The organism is Adhaeribacter radiodurans, from assembly GCF_014075995.1.
Lineage (GTDB): Bacteria > Bacteroidota > Bacteroidia > Cytophagales > Hymenobacteraceae > Adhaeribacter > Adhaeribacter radiodurans.
In genome coordinates this window covers 2,604,522-2,625,377 of sequence record NZ_CP055153.1, presented here as the reverse complement: position 1 = coordinate 2,625,377, position 20,856 = coordinate 2,604,522, and the positions used below count along the sequence as shown (strand labels likewise).

General features: G+C 40.4%; 16 protein-coding genes. 10 read left to right on the top strand and 6 right to left on the bottom strand.

All coding sequences use genetic code 11. From position 1 onward, the window contains the following. Positions 1–155: 155 nt before the first annotated feature. From HUW48_RS10830 to egtB, 3 genes are read right to left on the bottom strand one after another with little or no spacing between them, the layout of a single operon-like run. Positions 156–1,265, bottom strand: a complete 1,110-nt coding sequence (locus HUW48_RS10830) for a pyridoxal phosphate-dependent aminotransferase (protein ID WP_182415681.1) — start codon at positions 1,263–1,265, stop codon at positions 156–158. Positions 1,266–1,279: 14 nt separating this feature from the next. Next, complete coding sequence (gene egtD, locus HUW48_RS10825) at positions 1,280–2,314, bottom strand: L-histidine N(alpha)-methyltransferase (RefSeq protein ID WP_246343826.1); 1,035 nt, start codon at positions 2,312–2,314, stop codon at positions 1,280–1,282. Beyond that, positions 2,278–3,573 carry an ergothioneine biosynthesis protein EgtB gene (gene egtB / locus HUW48_RS10820; protein WP_246343821.1) on the bottom strand — a complete coding sequence of 432 codons (1,296 nt, stop codon included), beginning with the start codon at positions 3,571–3,573 and terminating at the stop codon, positions 2,278–2,280. Before egtB ends, egtD begins: the two co-directional genes overlap by 37 nt. Positions 3,574–3,819: 246 nt before the next feature. Here egtB and HUW48_RS10815 point away from each other — a divergent pair, with 246 nt between their 5' ends. Next, a complete protein-coding gene (locus HUW48_RS10815; RefSeq protein WP_182415680.1) occupies positions 3,820–4,899 on the top strand; it encodes an o-succinylbenzoate synthase in 1,080 nt (359 codons plus the stop codon). Positions 4,900–4,995: 96 nt separating this feature from the next. Here HUW48_RS10815 and HUW48_RS10810 read toward each other — a convergent pair whose 3' ends face one another. Beyond that, complete coding sequence (locus HUW48_RS10810) at positions 4,996–5,697, bottom strand: SIR2 family NAD-dependent protein deacylase (protein ID WP_182415679.1); 702 nt, start codon at positions 5,695–5,697, stop codon at positions 4,996–4,998. Positions 5,698–5,810: 113 nt separating this feature from the next. Continuing rightward, positions 5,811–8,252, bottom strand: a complete 2,442-nt coding sequence (topA, locus tag HUW48_RS10805; RefSeq protein WP_182415678.1) for a type I DNA topoisomerase — start codon at positions 8,250–8,252, stop codon at positions 5,811–5,813. Positions 8,253–8,419: 167 nt separating this feature from the next. Between topA and HUW48_RS10800 the strand changes: the two genes are divergently transcribed. The 9 genes from HUW48_RS10800 to HUW48_RS10760 all read left to right on the top strand — a co-directional run bounded on the left by HUW48_RS10800 (position 8,420) and on the right by HUW48_RS10760 (position 20,389). Beyond that, positions 8,420–8,899, top strand: a complete 480-nt coding sequence (locus tag HUW48_RS10800; protein ID WP_182415677.1) for a SixA phosphatase family protein — start codon at positions 8,420–8,422, stop codon at positions 8,897–8,899. 251 nt (positions 8,900–9,150) lie between these two features. Further along, entirely contained in the window at positions 9,151–9,900 is a 750-nt protein-coding gene (locus HUW48_RS10795; RefSeq protein WP_182415676.1) for a ParA family protein, read from the top strand. A 337-nt stretch (positions 9,901–10,237) separates the two neighbouring features. Then, a complete protein-coding gene (locus tag HUW48_RS10790; protein WP_246343818.1) occupies positions 10,238–15,157 on the top strand; it encodes a HAMP domain-containing protein in 4,920 nt (1,639 codons plus the stop codon). Between the two features lie 2 nt (positions 15,158–15,159). Further along, a complete protein-coding gene (locus tag HUW48_RS10785; RefSeq protein ID WP_182415675.1) occupies positions 15,160–15,675 on the top strand; it encodes a chemotaxis protein CheW in 516 nt (171 codons plus the stop codon). Positions 15,676–15,735: 60 nt separating this feature from the next. Then, positions 15,736–16,104 carry a response regulator gene (locus HUW48_RS10780; RefSeq protein ID WP_246343816.1) on the top strand — a complete coding sequence of 123 codons (369 nt, stop codon included), beginning with the start codon at positions 15,736–15,738 and terminating at the stop codon, positions 16,102–16,104. Positions 16,105–16,306: 202 nt separating this feature from the next. Continuing rightward, positions 16,307–17,941 carry a chemotaxis protein CheA gene (locus HUW48_RS10775; RefSeq protein WP_182415674.1) on the top strand — a complete coding sequence of 545 codons (1,635 nt, stop codon included), beginning with the start codon at positions 16,307–16,309 and terminating at the stop codon, positions 17,939–17,941. A gap of 48 nt (positions 17,942–17,989) precedes the next feature. Continuing rightward, positions 17,990–18,616, top strand: a complete 627-nt coding sequence (locus HUW48_RS10770) for a chemotaxis protein CheC (protein ID WP_182415673.1) — start codon at positions 17,990–17,992, stop codon at positions 18,614–18,616. A gap of 141 nt (positions 18,617–18,757) precedes the next feature. Then, positions 18,758–19,855 (top strand): agmatinase family protein, encoded by a 1,098-nt coding sequence (locus HUW48_RS10765; RefSeq protein WP_182415672.1) that lies wholly within the window; start codon positions 18,758–18,760, stop codon positions 19,853–19,855. A gap of 198 nt (positions 19,856–20,053) precedes the next feature. Continuing rightward, positions 20,054–20,389: a phage holin family protein gene (locus HUW48_RS10760; RefSeq protein WP_182415671.1), complete on the top strand. Its 336-nt coding sequence runs from the start codon at positions 20,054–20,056 to the stop codon at positions 20,387–20,389. Positions 20,390–20,439: 50 nt separating this feature from the next. On the opposite strand, the gene HUW48_RS10755 is transcribed toward HUW48_RS10760, so the two are convergent. After that, entirely contained in the window at positions 20,440–20,781 is a 342-nt protein-coding gene (locus tag HUW48_RS10755) for a four-helix bundle copper-binding protein (protein ID WP_182415670.1), read from the bottom strand. Positions 20,782–20,856: the final 75 nt, after the last annotated feature.

Sequence of the window (20,856 nt, the reverse complement as noted above, 5' to 3'; positions counted from 1 at the left end):
AATACTACTGGTGCAAGTCGTGTGAACCAATCTGCCAACTATAACGCGGAAGTTACTTCCATGCCTCTACTTTTTAGAGTTTAATGCCCTCCCTATAAATGCAAGGCAAATTCGTGCGAAAATTTTTGACTTATATGCCATTAATCTACAGGGTACTACTCGTGCAAAGCATGTAAGCCAGTCTGGAGGCGTTCTAAAGCTTCCTTTAATTGTTTTGGCTCTAAGGCAAAAGAAATTCGGGCAAAACCAGGGGCTCCAAAGTAATCACCGGCTAAAAGTTCTAAAGCATATTCTGCTTTTAAATACTGACATAAGGCAATACTACTTTCCAGGTATTTACCCTCAGTGGTTTTCTTTTGTAAATAAAAACTTAAATCGGCGAAAACGTAATAAGTTGCTTGGGGTTCGTTAAAAGAAATGTTACCAATTTCCTGCAACTTAGAACAAATATAATTTCTATTCTGGACTAAAATAATATGCATGGGCTCTAATATCGATTGGTAGTTCTGTAAAGCCACTGCTGCTGCTATTTGAATAAAAGGACTCACTCCTGAAATAGTATTTTCCTGAAATTTATAGCAAGTTTGATAATATCTTTCCGGAACAATTAAATAACCAATCCGCCAACCCGACATGGCGAAGGATTTAGAAAACCCATTTACTACTGCAAAGCGATCAATCTCATCGTTAAATTCTAGCAAAGAAGGTACCCGACTTGTAAAAGCTACAAAATCATAAATTTCATCCGATAGGATAATAACTTGCGGGTGTTGGTTTAAAACCGAAAGTAGATTTTCTATATCTGCTTCCGAATAAATTCTGCTTGTAGGATTACCTGGGTTACATAAAATAAATAAACGGGTTTTAGAAGTAATTGCCTGGGCTAAAACCTCCGGATGAATGGTGTATTCATCATCCGGTGAAGTAGGTAGAATAACTAACTTTGCCTGAACTTCCCCGATTAACTCGTGAAAGCCAAACCAATTAGCTTCCGGGGCAATCACTTCATCGCCAGGTTTAAGAACTGTCCGAAACAAATTGAAAAGCGCTTGTTTTACCCCAGTCGTAATCAGAATTTTATCCGGCGAGATTTTTACTTTATTTACTTCCTGATATCGCTGAGCAATGGCTTCGCGTAAAACCAGTAAACCTTCGGTGGGACCGTAAGAAGTAAAGCCTTGTTTTATAGCGTTAATGGCAGCTTGCTGTACAATTTCGGCAGTTTGAAAATAAGCCGCCCCAGAAGCCATATTTATTAATTCCATTTTACCAACTTAGCTTAGCGGATGCGAAATAACACATCGGCAAAGTAGTGATTTGCATCTGTAAAAATCAGTTCTGTTTCTAAATTCACTTCTGCTGCTAATTCCTGGATTTCTGCTTTTGAAAATTTATACGAGGATTCGGTATGAATAGCTTCCCAGGCTTGCAAAGAAAAAGTAAAATCCAGTTCCTGTAAGGTAATTTGCTGATCGCGGGTACTAATTAAATAACTTCTCATTTCGCCGGTTACCGGATTATACTCAGCAAAGTGCTGAAAGTATTTTAAATTAAAATTACCGGCAAAAGTATCGTTCATTCTTTGCAGAAGATTAAAATTAAAAGAGGCGGTAACACCTGCTGCATCGTCGTACGCCTGGCGAATAATGCGCGGATCTTTTTTTAAATCGAAGCCAATTAGTAACTGATCGCCAGTTTGTAGAAACTGGCGTAGTTTTTTAAGAAATACCTGAATTTCCGGGTAAGTAAAATTACCAATGTTAGAGCCTAAAAACAACAACACCTGCCGAATTCCGGATTCTTGTTTTAATTGCGTTAATGCTTCAAAATAATCACCAGCTAAGGGTACTACGGTTAATTGGGGAAGTTCCTGAGTCAAGTTTTCTTTTAGCTCCTGTAATGCATCTGATGAAATATCCACCGGAACAAAAGAAAACCTTGTGTATCTTTTTAATAAAGCTCGAAGCAAAATTTTAGTTTTAGCAGCATCGCCGGCACCTAAATCAACCAAATTAAAAGGCTGGTCGGAGCAAAAGCCAGAAATAATTTTTTCTTTTTGTTGGGTAAATATTTCCGTTTCGGTGTGGGTAAGATAATATTCCGGCAACTCCATTATTTTCTGAAAAAGCTTGCTACCCACCCCATCGTAAAAATACTTCGACGATAAAGTTTTTTGCTTTTTACTTAATCCTTGCACCACATCCAGGGCAAATTGCTGTTGTTCGAAGGATAAAGTTGCGCTATTTACCCCTGTTATATACGAATTATTGTTCATGTCTATTTTGTCGCGAGCCGGATGCCGGTAAATTGCCATCTTTTATCCGGGTGAAAAAAGTTACGGTAAGTAGGGCGAATGTGGCTGCGGGGCGTAGCACAGGAACCACCGCGCAATACCATTTGGTTAATCATGAATTTACCATTGTACTCGCCTAAAGCGCCCTCCGCTTTATTATACCTCGGATAAGGTTGGTACGCACTGTACGTCCATTCCCAAACATCGCCCAGAAATTGGTTGGCATTTACTTGGTTTTTCGAAAAAGGTTGGGGATCGAAATAGCCATTTTCTAAAAAATTGCCCGCTTTACGATTGGTGGCATATTGTTGATTTGCTACTTCCCATTCAAATTCAGTTAAAAGTCGTTTGCCCGCCCAATTGGCAAAAGCATCGGCCTCGTAAAAACTAATATGGGTAACAGGAGCATTTAAATTTACTTTTTGTAAGCCATGCCAAGTAAACCGGTACCAGCCATCGGTATGTTTGGTCCAGTATAAAGGAGCTTCCCAGTGTTCTTGCTTAGCTAATTCAAAACCTTCATGCAGCCAGTATTTAAAGTTCTGATAACCGCCTGCTTCTATAAATTCCAGGAATTCTCCGTTGGTAACTAATTGATTACGAAAAGCAAACTCATCTAACCAAACCTGATGAACACTTAATTCATTATCAAAACAAAAATCAGTACCAGTATACCCAATTTCATATAAACCGGCTGCAACCGGTAAATATTCTGGTTTAGGCAAGCTGGTTTCCGGGCTCACGTACTTTTCAGCCGGAAGTAAAGCCGGAGTTAAAGGATTGGTACTTAAAATATATTTAATGTCGGTAACGAGGAGTTCCTGGTGTTGTTGTTCGTGTTGCAGACCCAACTCAAAAATTGGCAACATTTCAATTAAAATGTTATCCGTAAGTTGATTTAGTAAATCTGCCACATTCTCGTTTACATAAGCACGATACCGGTAAATTTCTTCAATGGGCGGACGGGTAAGTGTACCGCGGGTTTGGCGCATAATCCGGCTACCAATTGAGTTATAATATGAATTAAACAGATAATTATATTCCGGGTGAAATACGGTATAATCTGGCGCATACTTTTGTAAGATAAAGGTTTCAAAAAACCAACTGGTATGGGCCAAATGCCATTTCGGCGGACTAACATCCACCATTGGCTGTACTACGGTATCTTCGGGCAATAAGGGGCGGCACAAAGCTTCCGTTTGATCCCTGATTTCCAGGAAGCGCTTTAAGTAATTTTCCGTAATAACAGTAAGAACATCCATCCTGAATATCTCCTTCATAATTGTTTCTGGGTATAACTTATTTTATAACTAAAAGTTTATAGGTCAAGCCCATCTAAGTAACTTTTATCAGCAAAGAGAAAAATTAGTAACCATTAAAATTCAACAGCGAAAGAAAATGTGGCTACTATTACAAGAAATATTAAGCGAAAATTAGTTTTAAGCTTATACTCAGAGAAGATAAAGTCCATTAGAAAAGTTAAAGCAACAAAAAATTTACTTTTTTTAAAATAAATTTAAAAGATTATGGCTCTGTGCGCCGCCTTACAAAAAAAAATACTTCAGTTTAAATTCGACGCCCGTACTTCTAGGGGTTCTATGCAGCAACATGTAGTATATTATTTGAAAATTTGGGATAATCTGGAGCCAGAAATAATAGGAGTGGGGGAGTGTGCGCCTTTGCCCGGTTTGAGCCCGGAATACGGACCAGAATACGAGACATGGCTGTACAATTGGGTTAAACAATTTAATAATTTATCTCTCGAAATTGAAACACTGCCGGTAGCAGAAATAATCCGAAAATATGATTTAGTAAACTGGCCTTCCGTGCGCTTCGGGTTAGAAACGGCTATGCTGGACTTACAGAATAAAGGGCAACGAAAGCTTTTCTCGAATTCTTTTTCACATTCCGAAGCGGGTATTCCTATAAATGGCTTAATCTGGATGGGTGACCGGGAATTTATGCAGCAGCAAATTGAAAAGAAACTGCAGGAAGGTTACTCTTGTCTGAAACTCAAAATTGGCGGTTTAGATTTTACAACCGAGTTAATGCTTCTTCAGCAAATCCGCGAAGTAGCCTCTGCTTCTAACTTAACAATTCGGTTAGATGCGAACGGCGCTTTCCGTCCGGAAGATGCTTTACAAAAATTGGAGCAGTTAGCCGCTTTTACTATTCATTCCATAGAACAGCCCATTAAACCCAAGCAGCCAGAATTAATGGCATACTTATGCAGCCAATCTCCTATTCCTATTGCTTTAGACGAAGAATTAATTGGCATTGTAGATAAGAAGGAAAAACAGCAGTTACTATCCACTATACGGCCAGCTTATATTATTTTAAAACCTAGCTTGGTGGGTGGTTTTGCCGCTACGCAGGAATGGATAAACCTGGCAGAAGCGCAAGGAATGGATTGGTGGATGACTTCTGCCTTAGAATCCAATATTGGCTTAAATGCCATTAGTCAATTTACCGCTGAATTCGAGGTAAAGCGGGAGCAAGGTTTAGGTACCGGTCAGTTATACCAAAATAATATACTCTCGCCTCTGCAAATTCAATCGGGTAAATTATACTATGATTCTACTAAAGTGTGGGGCAATCTAGATTAAATAATCACTGTTGATTTACTAATTTTATAAGAATAGTTAAGCAGCAATATTAGAGTTATAACTTTCCGGAGTTAAAGTCTTCATTGAATATTACTTTTAATTGAATTCTTTCTCTAACATTGCTATGGCTCGGGGCACTCCGGTACTGGCTATTTCATTTATTAAATACAAACTAGGGCGTTTAGTTACCGCTGGTAAGTTTGGGTCAATAACGTAAACGGGTATTCCGCGGGGTACATAATTAATTAAGCCAGCCGCCGGATACACCAATAATGATGTGCCAACTACCATAAAGGCGTCTGCTTCTTGGGTCTCTTCCACGGCCGTTTCCATCATGGGCACCATTTCCCCGAACCAAACAATATTAGGCCGGAGTTGCGAACCTTTCTCGCACAAATCTCCCATTTTTAATTCCCAACCATCCATCGGGTACACCAAATTTTCATCTACAGTACTTCTCGATTCAAATAATTTACCGTGTAAATGCACTACATTCGTAGAGCCTGCTTTTTCATGAAGATCGTCTACATTTTGCGTGACGATGGTAAGGTCGTACTTATCTTCTAACTGTGCCAGTGCCAGATGCCCAGGATTAGGATTTACCTGGTTCGCCTTCTTACGCCGTTCGTTATAAAAATTTAACACCAATTCTGGATTCCGATGCCATCCTTCCGGCGAGGCTACTTCCATTACGTCGTGGCCTTCCCATAAACCGTTCGCATCCCTGAAAGTGGCGATGCCGCTTTCAGCGCTAATACCGGCTCCTGTTAATACTACTATTTTCTTGCGTGCTGCCATAAGAACTCTTAAATTCTTGCTTACTACAATTTTTATGAAATGTTAAACCTGTAAAATAAAAAAGCGAAGTAAAAACTTACTTCGCTTTAAGATTAGGTAAATTAATATTGAAATTATTTCTTTTTAGCTGTTGCAGTTGCTTTTTTAGCTCCAGCTGTTTTTTTAGTAGTTGGCTTTTTAGTAGTTGTTTTCTTTGCGGTGGTTTTAGTAGGAGTATCAGTCGTTGATTCCGCCTTTTTCTTAAAACCACCTCGAGCTGGTTTATCCGGTGCTTGTTCCGCAAGCGTTAAGCATTCTTGCAGGGTCAGTTCGGCCGGAACTTTATCTTTCGGAATTTTAACGTTTTTCTTACCAACGGCAATGTAAGGCCCAAAACGACCATTCAATACCTGTACATCCGGATTCTCGGCAAAAGATTTAATACATTTCTCCGCGTCAGCCTTCCGTTTGTTCTGAATAAGTTCAAAAGCTTCTTCGGCACTAACCGTAAAAGGGTCTAATGTTTTGGGCAGAGAATAAAACTTGTTATCGTGTCGGACAAACGGACCGAAACGTCCAATGGCGGCAGTCATGTCCTTCTCTTCAAAAGTGCCGATTATTCTGGGCAATTTAAATAACTCCAGGGCATCTTCTAAAGTTATGCTTTCTAAAAACTGGCCTTTGCGCAGACTGGCATAAACCGGCTTTTCTTTGGTGTCTTCGTTTTCTTCACCCATTTGCACAAAGGGCCCAAACCGACCTAACCGGGCCGTAATTTTTTTACCCGTTTCCGGATGAACGCCTAATTCGCGCGTGCCGCTTATAGTAGATCGTTCTACATTCTGGCTGGAGGTAACTGTTTCGTGAAAACCGCTGTAAAAATGTTCAATCATTTTATCCCAAGCCTTTGTGCCAGCAGCAATCTGATCAAATTCTTCTTCTACTTTAGCCGTAAAAGAATAATCAATTACGCTCGGGAAATAATCTACCAAAAAGTCATTTACCACCATCGCCATGTCGGTCGGGAATAATTTTGCTTTTTCTGCTCCCACCAGTTCGGTTTTTGTTTCCGCAGCAATGGTATCCTTAACTAAAGTTAATACTTGGTATTTGCGTTCTTTTCCTTCGCGGTTATCTTTTTCTACGTAACCACGCTTTTGAATAGTAGAAATAGTAGGAGCATAAGTAGAAGGACGGCCAATACCCATTTCTTCAAGTTTTTTTACTAAACTGGCTTCGGTATATCGTGGTGCCGGACGTGAAAACCGCTGCGTAGCTTGTAATCTCTCAGCAGTTAAGGATTGTCCTATGGTTAAAGGAGGCAGCATATCTTTTACATCATCATCCTGCGTTTCCCCGTCATCTTTCGATTCAATGTACACTTTAAGGAAACCTTCGAAAGTAATGACTTCGCCGGTAGCAATAAACTTTTCTTTAACTGTAGAAATTTTAATAGTAGCCGTTGTTTTTTCAATTTCGGCATCGGCCATTTGAGAGGCAATGGCCCGTTTCCGGATTAACTCATACAAACGTTGTTCATTCCGGTCAGAAGAAACTTCTTTCGCGAAGAAATCAGTCGGCCGAATTGCTTCGTGCGCCTCCTGCGCGGATTGCGATTTATTTTTGTATTGGCGTACTTTTACATATTCTTCTCCAAAGGCAGCTGTTATACGGGCAATTGCTCCATCAACAGCTTCTTTAGATAAATTTACTGAATCGGTACGCATGTAAGAAATCTTACCCGCTTCGTACAACTTTTGCGCTACCGTCATGGTTTGCGACACGGAGAATCCTAGTTTACGGCTTGCTTCCTGTTGTAGAGTAGAAGTAGTAAAAGGCGCAGCCGGGGAACGCTTTAAAGGCTTTTTCTCCAAATTTTCAATGGTGTACTCCGCACCGCGGCATTTTTCTAAGAAAGCCTGGGCTTCGTCCTGGGTTTTAAAACGTTTAGGTAGCTCTGCTTCCAGTTTCTTGCCATTCACGATAAAAATAGCAATTACCTTAAAAGCAGATTCGGCCTTAAACCGCTCAATTTCCCGTTCGCGCTCCACCACCAGGCGTACCGCTACGGATTGTACCCTACCCGCTGATAAACCAGTCTTAATTTTTTTCCAGAGTACCGGCGATAATTCAAAACCCACCAATCGGTCTAACACACGACGCGCTTGTTGCGCATTCACGCGGTCAATATCAATACCCCTGGGCGATTCAATAGCGTTTAAAATAGCATTTTTAGTAATTTCCCGGAATACAATGCGTCGCGTTTTCTTATCGTTTAAGTTTAGGGCTTCAGATAAATGCCAAGAAATAGCTTCTCCCTCACGGTCATCGTCGGAAGCGAGCCAGACAAGCTCTGCCTCTTTGGCTAACTTCTTTAATTCCGCTACTACATCTTTTTTATCTGCCGAAACAATATAGGTGGGTTTAAAGCCATTCTTTATATCAATCGCATTATTATCTTTGGGCAAATCGCGAACGTGACCAAAACTAGATTTAACAATGAAGTCCTTCCCTAAATAACCTTCAATAGTTTTTGCCTTGGCAGGCGACTCAACAATTACTAAGTTTTTAACCATTTATGTGCTCTAACTACTCGACCGACCGGCCTTTTTTTCTCAAAGATGATTATTTTTTCTAAAATACAACAAACTTGCCCTTTTCCGATTAAAGCATTTTTGTTAAAATTCAATATCAAACTGTACTTTTAAAACCCCAATCTTACCTTACAAGTTCAATAGCATTTATGCGGTATCACTTATTTATATGTCGACATGGAGAGGCGCAAACCCCTTCTTTTCACCAGGCTGATTTCGACCGTGACTTAACTGAGAAAGGAAAAGCACAAGCAGTTCAAGCAGGTAAATGGCTGCAGCAAACCGGTTTAAAGCCCGACCAAATCGTGTGCAGCAGTGCTCTTCGTACTTTGAGTACTGCTTCTATAATTGCTAATCAATTTACTATTAATCAAGATGCTATATTACCTATCCGAGATTTATATAATGCTTCCCTAACCCAACTTCTAAGGTCCCTAAGTGCATTAGATAAAAACCGTTTTGTAATTTTATTGGTAGGCCATAATCCTGGAGTATCGGAGTTAATAGCTACTTTAAGCGGTACGTATAAGGGAAATGTGCCCACCGGTAGTATGCACCACCTTTGGTTTGAAATGGATAATTGGACGGAATTGGAGTATACCTTAGCACAAGGACATGAACCTAACTAAGAAGATATAAGTACCAAGATATTAGATGTCAGACTTTTAAATAATTTAAGTTATTGAAAATCAATATTATAATAACAAAATCTTAACCATCAATTTTAGTAAATAATTTTGTACGGTTACATACTAATATTTACGGTTAACTTTAAATTACATTAAGTAGCAGGAAAAAACTAAATACAAGCAGCGAACCAACAAAATTTAACTAACCTTATAGCTAATAATTTAATCGTAAGCGAAGGTTTATCTAAACTATGGCAACTACTACTGTATCAATAATTAATCAGAAAGGTGGAACCGGCAAAACCACTACTACTATTAACCTGGGCAGGGCTTTAAGCAAACTGGGTAAAAAAGTATTACTTATTGATTTAGATCCGCAAAGTAATCTTTCGTATTCCTTAGGGATTACCGAGCCTGAATTTACTTTGGCAGATGTTTTTACGGGTAACAAAAAACTTAAAGAAATTATAGTTGATAAAGACGACAATTTCTCGGTTGCTCCCGGCTCGCACGAATTAGTTGACATTGAAATATCGTTAGTTACTCAGGAAAAAAGAGAAAGTTTTTTAAAAAGTATTCTCGCCAATGTAAAAATTTTTGATTTTATCCTGATTGATTGCCCGCCTTCGCTTTCCGTCTTAACCGTAAACGCCTTAACGGCTTCGCAACAGGTACTTATTCCCTTGCAAATGGAAGTACTAACCTTACAAGGTTTAAATCAGATTTTAGCCACTGTTAAACAAGTTAAATCTACTTTAAATACTAAGTTAAAAATAAAAGGTATTGTGATAGTTATGTATGATAAACGCCGGAAGCTTAGCTCAGAAGTAGAAGCATTTTTACAAGAAAGTGTAGACGAAAAGATTTTCCGTTCCAAAGTCCGTTTAAACGTAAAACTCGCCGAGGCCCCTTCTTTTGGACAAAGCATACTGGATTATGACCCTAATTCTAACGGGGCGCAAGATTATTTAGCTGTAGCGAAAGAGTTCCTGGAAATATAATATAGGTAATTAAACCCCAACCAATAAATACCTAAATTTTGCTTTTACTTATTACTGGCTCGCCCTTATACTTTACTAATGGCGTGGTAAATTGTGGGGTTTTGTTTATTTTTACAGGATTGTTTTCGATTATAACCTGTTCTATCAACAAAGTTTTCCTGTATATAAAATGGTATTACTCGCTTCGCCGTGACTTACAATTACCGGTTATAATCTAAATATTTTATATCTTTAAATGTCCATAAATAAGGTAATATCTTATTAGAATTTACTTTGGCAGCTATTATTATCAGAATCAGTACTTTTATTTAAATATCGTATGGCTTTAGGAAAAAACATGAAGTTGAATAAAGATAAGTTGATTGCTCCACCGGAAACTAGCAAGGTGCCTGAAGCGTCTCCAGCAAATGCTGCTGCTAAACCGGAAGCAAAACAAGCTCCTAATCCAGCTGCAATTAAAGAAGTGGTTCAAGAACCTATTTCTGTTTCGGAGGCTTCTACCTTACCTAAAAACGGGAGAGACATAAGAGCAATTCGAATTTCTGCTGGCGGTAATTCTGCCCGCAAATCTTCTATGGCCGGCGATGGTTCTGATACCCGTGAACAAAATTACCTGAATGAACAACTTAACCGGGTTTTGTATGCTTTAGATGCTTTTAAAAAAGGCGATGTGTCTGTTCGGCTTACCAAGCAAGACGATGATATTTTTGCGGAAATAGCCGAAGCGTATAATTCTATGGTGGAAATGATTGGAGGTGTAGGCGGCGAGGTATCGCGCATTTCCAAAGTAGCCGGAGTAGAAGGAAACTTAAAAGCGCGGGCTTCGGCCGAAAGTGCTTCCGGATTCTGGAAAGACATGATTAATAATATTAATGGCCTGGTCGATTCCATTGCTGTTCCGGTTTTAGAAGTAGGCAAAGTTTTAAAAAATATTTCGAAAGGAAATCTAGACGAAACGTTTCAGATTCCGGTTTCCGGCGATTTCAAAGTAATGGCCGAAACCATTAACCGCACCATTGATAACCTTAATCTTTTTGCCGGGGAAGTTACCCGGGTGGCTCTTGAAGTAGGTTCGGAAGGAAAATTAGGCGGGCAGGCTTCGGTACCAAATGTGGCTGGTGTTTGGAAAGATTTAACGGATAACGTAAATACTATGGCAAGTAACCTCACCAGCCAGGTGCGGGATATTGCCAACGTAGCCACTGCCGTAGCCAAGGGTGATTTAACCCAGAAAATTACGGTAGATGTAAAAGGTGAATTGTTGCAGTTGAAAGAAAACATCAACCAGATGGTGGATTCTTTAAACATCTTCGGGGATGAAGTAACCCGCGTAGCCCGTGAAGTAGGTACAGAAGGAAAATTGGGTGGGCAAGCCAGAGTACCCAATGTTGGCGGTACCTGGAAAGAGTTAACCGATAACGTAAATACCATGGCTAGTAACTTAACGAGCCAGGTACGGGATATTGCTAACGTTGCCACCGCCGTAGCGAAAGGCGATTTAACCCAGAAAATTACGGTTAATGTAAAAGGGGAGCTGTTAGAATTAAAAGAGAACATCAACCAGATGGTGGATTCCCTGAACATCTTCGGGGATGAAGTTACCCGGGTAGCCCGGGAAGTAGGTACCGAAGGAAAACTCGGCGGCCAAGCCATTGTACCCAGAGTAGCGGGTATCTGGAAAGAATTGACTGACAACGTAAACTTAATGGCTAGTAACCTGACCAGTCAAGTGCGTGACATTGCGAACGTAGCTACTTCGGTGGCTCGGGGTGATTTAAGTCAGAAGATTACGGTAGATGTTAGAGGCGAACTCTTGCAACTGAAAGAGAATATCAACCAAATGGTGGACTCTTTGAACATTTTTGCCGGGGAAGTAACCCGGGTGGCCTTGGAAGTAGGTACCGAAGGAAAATTAGGCGGACAAGCTACTGTTCCCAATGTTGGCGGTACCTGGAAAGCTTTGACCGATAACGTAAACTCCATGGCGAGTAACTTAACGAGTCAGGTACGCGATATTGCTAATGTAGCAACAGCCGTAGCAAAGGGAGACTTAAGCCAGAAAATGACGGTGAACGTTAAAGGTGAAATCCTGGAGCTCAAAAATATTCTGAACCAGATGGTGGACTCCCTGAACATTTTTGCCGGGGAAGTTACCCGCGTGGCCTTGGAAGTAGGTACCGAAGGGAAATTAGGCGGACAAGCCAACGTGCCGAATGTAGCCGGTGTTTGGAAAGCTTTGACCGATAACGTAAACTCCATGGCAAGTAATTTAACGAGCCAGGTACGCGACATTGCTAACGTTGCCACCGCCGTAGCGAAAGGCGATTTAACCCAGAAAATTACGGTAGATGTAAAAGGCGAGCTATTGCAACTGAAAGAGAACATCAACCAAATGGTGGATTCTTTGAACATCTTCGCTGGAGAAGTAACTCGGGTGGCCTTGGAAGTAGGTACGGAAGGAAAATTAGGCGGGCAAGCTACTGTTCCCAATGTTGGCGGTACCTGGAAAGCTTTGACCGATAACGTAAACTCTATGGCTAGTAACTTAACGAGTCAGGTGCGGGATATTGCTAATGTGGCAACAGCCGTAGCGAAAGGCGATTTAACCCAGAAAATTACGGTTAATGTAAAAGGAGAGCTGTTAGAATTAAAAGAGAACATCAACCAAATGGTGGATTCTCTGAACATCTTCGGGGATGAAGTAACCCGGGTAGCCCGGGAAGTAGGTACCGAAGGAAAACTCGGTGGACAGGCAACAGTGCCGAATGTAGCGGGTGTTTGGAAAGCGCTTACGGATAATGTGAACTTAATGTCCAGTAACTTAACCAGCCAGATGCGCGACATTGCCAATGTGGCTACATCTGTTGCCCGGGGTAATTTAAGTCAGAAGATCACGGTAGATGTAAAAGGCGAGCTCTTGCAATTAAAAGAGAACATCAACCAAATGGTGGATTCTTTGAACATCTTTGCGGGCGAGGTTACCCGAGTGGCTTTAGAAGTAGGTACCGAAGGTAAATTAGGCGGACAAGCCAACGTACCGAATGTAGCGGGTGTTTGGAAAGCCTTGACCGATAATGTAAACTCCATGGGGTCCAATTTAACCAGCCAGGTACGCGATATTGCCAACGTAGCCACCGCGGTAGCAAAAGGCGACTTAACCCAGAAAATTACGGTAGATGTTAGAGGCGAGCTTTTGCAGTTAAAAGATAACATCAACCAGATGGTGGATTCCCTCAACATATTTGCCGATGAAGTAACCCGGGTAGCCCGGGAAGTAGGTACCGAAGGAAAACTGGGTGGTCAAGCCAATGTACCAAAAGTACAGGGAACCTGGAAAGAGCTCACCGATAATGTAAACACCATGGCCAGCAACCTGACCCTGCAAGTACGCGATATTGCTAATGTGGCCACAGCCGTAGCAAAAGGCGACTTAAGTCAGAAAATGACGGTGAACGTGAAAGGTGAAATCCTGGAACTCAAAAATATTCTGAATCAGATGGTGGACTCCCTGAACATCTTTGCTGGCGAAGTAACCCGGGTGGCCTTGGAAGTAGGTACTGAAGGTAAATTAGGCGGGCAGGCGGCTGTACCCAATGTTGGTGGGGTCTGGAAAGACTTAACCGATAATGTAAACACCATGGCCAGTAACCTAACCACCCAGGTGCGGGGCATTGTTAAAATTGTAACGTCCGTTTCGAAAGGAGACCTAACTCAAAAATTAATTTTAGAAGCAAAGGGAGAAGTTGCAGACCTGGCAGAAACTATTAACCGCATGGTGGATGACCTGAACCGATTAGCGGGTGAGGTAAGCCGGGTTGCCCGGGTAGCTGGAGTGGAAGGTAAATTAACCGAAAGGGCTACGGTACACGGAGTAGGTGGTTCTTGGAAAGAATTAGTAGATACTTTAAATGATTTACTGGAATCCATTGTAACTCCGGTATTGGAAGTATCGCGGGTAGTACGGGCTATCTCAGAAGGTGATTTAACCCAGAAGGTAGAAATTCATACTACCGGAGATTTGCTTTCCATGTCTAATGCTTTAAATCTTGCGGTAGAAAATTTAAATTCTTTACTCGGAGAGATTAATGAGTCTTCTCAGGTAGTGGGTTCTTCTTCTGAAGAAATGGAAAATAAAGGTTTAGACATGAGCCGCGTTACGGTAGATGTAGCTTTAGCCATGCAGCAAATGGCCGAAGGAGCGCAAAACCAAGCTTTAAAAACCGATCAAGCCTTCAAATTGATCGAGGAAATCATGAAAGCGACGAAAGCTACCGCTAATAAAGCCGATATAGTGAACCGGGCCGCCATTTTAGGGGAAGAAACCTCGCAGCTTGGTTTAAAAACCGTTGCCGAAGTAGTGAAAAACATGGAAGAAATATCTTCCGCCGCGGCCTTAACTGCTAAAACTATTGAAGTATTAAGTACTCGGTCGCAGGAAATTTCTAAATCCTTAGGCGTAATTACGGATATTGCTTCCCAAACTAACTTATTAGCTCTAAATGCGGCTATTGAAGCGGCTCGGGCTGGCGAAGCAGGTCGTGGTTTTGCCGTAGTAGCCGAAGAAATCCGGAAATTAGCCGAAGGCTCCCGTAAATCCGCGAGTGAGATTGAAACATTAGTAAACGATGTTAAGAAGGATACATCTTCGGCAGCAGCGGCTATTTCTACCATGGAAGGGCGGGTATTAAAAGGTAAAAATGCAACTTTTGAAGCTTCCGGAGCCTTTAAAAACATTGCTACTTCCAGCGGGGAAACCTTACGTACTTCACAGGATATTTTAACCGCTACCGAAGTGCAGAAATCTTCCATTGCCGACGTAGTAAAATACGTGGAAGAAGTAGTAGCGATTGCCGAGCAAACCGCATCTGGTACTCAACAAGTAGCCGGTACAGCCAAACAATTATCAAGCTCAATGCAGGAAATGACGGCTTCAAGTCAGCAGTTAAATGAAATTGCCGAAGATCTTCAATTAGGTATTTCCGCCTTTAAGCTTTTAGAAGATAATCGTTTTTACCAACAAAGCCGATCTATCCGGCATATTCCGGAAAGTCCAGTTAAAGCAATTTCTGCCCGGCGAGCGTTAACCAGCAGTACTAATGGTACTTCTAGTCATTCGGCCAAGGGTGGGCAACGAACCAATTCTGCTTTACCTAATTCCATCAATCCTAAATTAGAAGCTAATCGCACTTCTTTAAACGGCGGAGAAAACCCGAAGAAAGCCCCAGTTAGGAAGGCCCCTAATAAGTCCAAATCGTAAGTATGAATACCGAGAGTATTAGCGAGAAAAAAGAAGTAAATCGGGAGCCCAGCGTGCATTTAATTGTGTTTAAGCTGGGCTCCGAAGAGTACGGAATCCGGATTGAACAAGTAAAAGAAGTTACTTTCACCCCCGAAATTGCCCGAATGCCCAAAATACCCGTTTTTATTAAAGGGGTAGCTAATATTCGGGGCGATATTATTGCTTTATTAGATTTAGAAGAAAGGTTTCACATTTCCTCGTCCGCACTCGTTAACGGTGAGGCAAAATCCTATTCAAAATCGTATACTCTGGTATTAGAAGCAAAAGATTATACTATAGGGTTATTGGTCCGCGAAGTACCTCAATCTTTATCTATTCCTGTATCCAGGATCGAAAAAACGCCTTCTTTTATTCAGGATTTACAAATTAATGACAACTATATTGAGGGGATTGGGAAATTAGGAGAACGTTTGATTATTGTTTTAGATATTCACAAAATACTTACTTTCGATGAAGCAGAGCAGCTAAAAGCTTAATTTAGCTTTGCTTTTTCGTACATCTTACATGCTGAAGAAATTTCAGAAAAACTTAAATGAATGATGAAAAAAAGAATATTAATTGTTGACGACTCTTTTTACATGCGTACCATGCTTAAAAACATGCTTACGGATGCAGGCTATGAAGTAGTAGGGGAAGCGCCTAATGGACAAACAGCATTGCAGCTGGCCCGGGAAACTAACCCCGATTTAATTACTTTAGATGTAATCTTACCTGATAACACCGGCTTAGATGTATTAAAAGGAATTAAGAAAGAGCAACCCGACATGAAAGTAATTATTGTAAGTGCCGTTGGTCAGGAAGTTATAGTAAACGAAGCCGTTGAAAATGGCGCTTATTCCTACATAGTAAAACCTTTTTCAGAAGAGAAAGTTCTGGAAACCGTAGGAAATGCTTTAAAAGAATAACGGCCACTACATTATTTCATAATTTAGTAATTAATAGCTGCTAGACAATTAATTAAACCCCTATTTTTAATTGGTTACTTTAGCTACTTAACGCCTTATTATAAGTTTAATAACCCGTTTATCCTGAAGCTATTATTCCCGGAGAAATCAAGACTAGCTTTGAGTAACAGGAACAGCCAGCTAAGTTGTTTTACTACAACGCATGAAATCGAGAGAACAAGAATATAAAGAAATATTTATTGCCGAAGCTCTGGAATACTTTGATGCCCTAAACCGGCACATTAGTAACCTGGAAAAAACTCCGGACGATGACCAGATTTTGGCAGAAATATTTCGGTTGCTGCATAACTTAAAAGCTAATGCTAAAGCCATAGGTTACCTCCCAATTTCTGATTTAGCGCATAAACTCGAAACCGCTTTTGAACTGGTTCGCAAACACGAATTAACTTTTAGTAACGAAGTAGCTACTGTTTTATTCGACGGGATTGATTTATTGGGGGAATTACTTTCCAACGTAGACGATCCTAACTATAAAATTCTGGACGAAAGTTTATTTCACAATCTGGATATTCTGGCCGAAAACGGGGCAACTAAAGATTTATCCGAAGCAACGAAGGTTCAGAAATTAAATGCCCGGAATTTAACGCTCTCCGATCTGATTTATATCCAGATCAAAAAGCTCGATCATTTACTAAATTTAGTGGGTGAATTAATAATTGACCGGGACCGGATTATTTCTTTAAGCAAAGACTTAAACAGCGAAGATTTAAAAGCGGTAAGTTCTCATTTATACCGGATTACTGAAGAAATTCAGTTCAGCGTAATGGACGCCCGACTGGTAAACGTAGGAACCTTATTTAATAAATTTCCGCGCATTGTCCGGGACATTGCCCAAGCCGAGCAAAAAGAAATTCAGTTGGAAATCATTGGCCAGGATATTCAGATTGACCGGAACATTTTACAAATAATAACGGATTCGTTACTACATCTGGTTCGGAATGCCATTTCGCATGGTGTAGAAAAAACCGCTGACCGTTTAAAAAAGAACAAGCCTCGCCAAGGTACTCTTACTTTATCTGCTCAAAGCGACCGGGATAATGTTCTTATTAAATTAAGTGATGACGGCAGAGGAATTGATATACCCGCTGTTAAAAAAGCCATTGTAGCCCGTAAATCTTTAACCGCCGATCTCGTGGACGATTTACACGAAAACGAGGTTTTATCGTATTTATTTGAGCCCGGCTTTTCTATGGCGAAAGAGGTAACCGAATTTTCGGGCCGGGGAGTTGGTTTGGACGTAGTAAAAAATGCGATTGATTCTATTGGCGGACGCATTCAGGTTACTTCCGAAAAAGATAAAGGCACTACTTTTACGCTGCATTTACCTACTTCTATTGCGGTAAAAGGAGCCTTACTTTTTGAAGTGGAAGAAGGCTATTATGCTATTTTGCTCATGCACACTGATTCGGTAGTTTCTATTGATAAAGATGAATTGCACGAAGTTGGTAATATGCTGGTGGCGAACATTAAAAATGAAACGATCCCGGTTATTTATTTAAGAGAATTTTTAAACAGCAATGATGCTCACATGAATTTGGGCAGCAAGGACCGATTAAATGGTACCGTGCAAAATATAATTATTATTGTTTACAATAATCGTCGGCTAGGTTTGATAGTGGATAAACTATATAGGCAACAGGACATTGTTATTAAACCATTAAATAAGCCGCTGGATAACATTGAAATTTACGGGGGAGTAACCTTATTGGGTACCGGTAAAGTATGTCTGGTATTAGATGTGCCGGCGATCACCCGTTATTTTATTTCTAAAAAGTAGCAAATGGCTCTATATAGTTATATGCAGCCAAATAAAAAAGATTTATTCATGGAATTACAAGTAACAGATTTAGAAAAAGATATTATCAAAGAAATTCTAAATATTGGCTTGGCCCGGGCTGCCGATTCTTTTGCGGTGATTGCTAAAGACAAGGTACTAATGAAAGTACCTGACTTAGAATTAATTGAAGCTAATGCATTATCTAAATTTATTTCAGGTTACGAAGGAACCCATGAAATTATTCAGTCGGATATAAAAGGGGATTTTAACGGCACTACTTTAATGCTTTTTTCGGGCAACCACGTAGAAATGCTTTCGCTGGTATGCCTTAATTTAAAACGACCTTACCAGAAGCCACTTACCGCCATGCAGGAATCTCTGCTCCTGGAGATTAGTAATATTATAACGGGTGCTTTTGTTACGCAATTGGCTAATATTTTAAAAGCAGATATTTATGGTTCGCCGCCCATTTATCCTCAAAATGGCATTACGCATTCACTAAATCATATCTTAGACGTAAACCCTCTTTTTCAGCCAATTATTTTTACGGTGCTAACGCATTTCACCGATCACGAGGGCATGGTGGAACTCCCGCTTTTCCTTTTCTTCGATACTATAACTTTTAATAAGATTCTCGAAATAATTCGTTCCTACAAATTTTACGAAGAGCGTTAATTAACGCTCTTTTTTGTTTAATCATTTTGCAGTACCTATGTTTTAATAAGATTTTAAAAAATAAAATTTCAATTTTCCTTTCAGAAAACACCTAACAAGGTAAAATTTACTATTTAGACCTAATTTCTTTTAATTTAAACTATGAAGCATTCAACAGCCGATAGAGAAACAAGCAGACAAAGTAAAATATTAAATTTTGACCCGAGTGGCGTGGGTGACAGCAACGCCGGAATTTATGGGTTACCTTTTACCCCCGATGAAGCCACTGTGGTTTTAATTCCGGTTCCTTGGGAAGTTACGGTGTCGTACAGTGCTGGCACTGCTCTGGGGCCGGAAGCAATTAAGTCTGCCTCTTCGCAAATGGATTTATACGACTTAAATATTCCGGATGCCTGGCAAATTGGTTTAGCGCTGGAATCAGTTGCTACCGAATGGCACGAAACCAGTACGCGTCTGCGCGAGCAAACGGCAGCTTACATTCAATACTTAGAAGGCGCTGAATCTGATTTAACTGAACAAGATGTTACAATTTTGCTGGATCAGGTAAATAAGCAAGGCGAAGAATTACTAAATTGGTTAAAGCAAAAAGCAAAGCTTTATTTAGATAATGGGCAATTAGTAGGCGTTGTAGGTGGCGACCATAGTTCTCCCTTGGGTTTAATGCACGCCTTGGCCGATAAGCACGAAGAATTTGGCATTTTACAAGTAGATGCCCACGCCGACTTGCGCGAAGCTTACGAAGGATTTACGTATTCGCACGCTTCTATTATGTACAATGCTCTAAAATTACCCCAAGTAAAAAAACTAGTACAAGTAGGTATTCGCGACAGTGCCGAATCAGAAAATGCGTTAGTACATCATTCCAATGGCCGCGTTTCTACGTTTTTTGATTCTTTTTTAAAAAATGAAATGTACGAAGGCAAAACCTGGAAAAAACAATGCAAAAAAATTATTGCCCAGCTACCGCCGAAAGTATACATCAGCTTTGATATTGACGGCCTCGATCCGAAACTTTGTCCGGCTACGGGTACGCCAGTGCCGGGCGGATTAGAATTTGAACAAGCCGTTTATTTAATTAAAGCTTTAGTAAAATCTGGTCGCGAAATTATTGGTTTCGATTTATGTGAAGTAGCTCCAGGGGATTCGGATTGGAATGGCAATGTGGGTGCCCGGTTGTTGTACCAGCTGAGCAACTGGATGGCGGTCTCTAACAAAGTAGTTGAAGCAGCCGGCGAGTAAATTAATTTTCGTACTCTAACCCGTTAAATTCCGTATAGCATTTGGGCTTACTTTAAGCCATGCATTAAATTAAAATCTCACTGCTTTATTCTGCCATTACAAATTTTAAAAACTATACTAGATTAAAGCTAATAAGTAGTAATTGCTTAAGTGGTTTGTTGCAGGTTTTAAATCTATTCACCTAAACTAAATAAAACTATGGGATTTATTATTAAGTTAATTTTAACCGGTGTGGCGGCAGCAATAGCCGCCTACATATTACCCGGCGTAACCATCGATGGCATAGGAACCGCTATTTTGCTGGCCTTGGTATTAGGTATTTTAAATGCCATTGTAAAACCCATTTTAATTGTTTTATCATTACCCATTACCATTATTACCTTGGGCTTGTTTTTACTGGTAATTAACGCGCTTATTATTCTACTGGCCGATTACATTCTATCAGGGTTCAGCGTGGATGGGTTTATCTGGGCTTTAATATTTAGCTTTGTATTATCTATTCTTACTTCTATCGTGGACATGATTACAAAGTAATTTTTAGTAAATAACGAAAAAGGCCCGGTATTAAACCGGGCCTTTTTCGTTTAAGCAGCTTTGGTTTGCAGCCAGTCCTGGCAAGCTTCGGCGCATTCCTGGCATTCTTCAGCGCACTTCTGGCAATGATCCGCATCGTGTTTCGAACATTCGGCGGCGCAAGCTTTACAAATCTCAATGCACTCGCGCATAACGTGCGGCGCATGCGGCGAATTACGCGCTACAAACCGGGCGGTTAAAGTACAGATATCCGCACAATCGCGATCCAATTGGATGCAGTTTACCATCATTTTTACATCTTCTTCCTGCAAGCAAAGCGTCATGCACGTTTCGCAGGCAGTAATGCACTTTATTAAAATGTGCTCTAAATTATTGGTTACTTCCGATTTCATAGTTTTTAAATTGAGGTTAAAAGAACAGTTAAGTTTAATTGTACGCGGCTCAAACAGGCATGTTCAGTTAAATAC

Bases quoted from the DNA above. Each gene is read 5' to 3' on its own strand.
- HUW48_RS10830 (WP_182415681.1), bottom strand. From the start codon at position 1,265: ATGGAATTAATAAATATGGCTTCTGGGGCGGCTTATTTTCAAACTGCC.
- egtD (WP_246343826.1), bottom strand. From the start codon at position 2,314: ATGGCAATTTACCGGCATCCGGCTCGCGACAAAATAGACATGAACAAT.
- egtB (WP_246343821.1), bottom strand. From the start codon at position 3,573: ATGAAGGAGATATTCAGGATGGATGTTCTTACTGTTATTACGGAAAAT.
- HUW48_RS10815 (WP_182415680.1), top strand. From the start codon at position 3,820: ATGGCTCTGTGCGCCGCCTTACAAAAAAAAATACTTCAGTTTAAATTC.
- HUW48_RS10810 (WP_182415679.1), bottom strand. From the start codon at position 5,697: ATGGCAGCACGCAAGAAAATAGTAGTATTAACAGGAGCCGGTATTAGC.
- topA (WP_182415678.1), bottom strand. From the start codon at position 8,252: ATGGTTAAAAACTTAGTAATTGTTGAGTCGCCTGCCAAGGCAAAAACT.
- HUW48_RS10800 (WP_182415677.1), top strand. From the start codon at position 8,420: ATGCGGTATCACTTATTTATATGTCGACATGGAGAGGCGCAAACCCCT.
- HUW48_RS10795 (WP_182415676.1), top strand. From the start codon at position 9,151: ATGGCAACTACTACTGTATCAATAATTAATCAGAAAGGTGGAACCGGC.
- HUW48_RS10790 (WP_246343818.1), top strand. From the start codon at position 10,238: ATGAAGTTGAATAAAGATAAGTTGATTGCTCCACCGGAAACTAGCAAG.
- HUW48_RS10785 (WP_182415675.1), top strand. From the start codon at position 15,160: ATGAATACCGAGAGTATTAGCGAGAAAAAAGAAGTAAATCGGGAGCCC.
- HUW48_RS10780 (WP_246343816.1), top strand. From the start codon at position 15,736: ATGATGAAAAAAAGAATATTAATTGTTGACGACTCTTTTTACATGCGT.
- HUW48_RS10775 (WP_182415674.1), top strand. From the start codon at position 16,307: ATGAAATCGAGAGAACAAGAATATAAAGAAATATTTATTGCCGAAGCT.
- HUW48_RS10770 (WP_182415673.1), top strand. From the start codon at position 17,990: ATGGAATTACAAGTAACAGATTTAGAAAAAGATATTATCAAAGAAATT.
- HUW48_RS10765 (WP_182415672.1), top strand. From the start codon at position 18,758: ATGAAGCATTCAACAGCCGATAGAGAAACAAGCAGACAAAGTAAAATA.
- HUW48_RS10760 (WP_182415671.1), top strand. From the start codon at position 20,054: ATGGGATTTATTATTAAGTTAATTTTAACCGGTGTGGCGGCAGCAATA.
- HUW48_RS10755 (WP_182415670.1), bottom strand. From the start codon at position 20,781: ATGAAATCGGAAGTAACCAATAATTTAGAGCACATTTTAATAAAGTGC.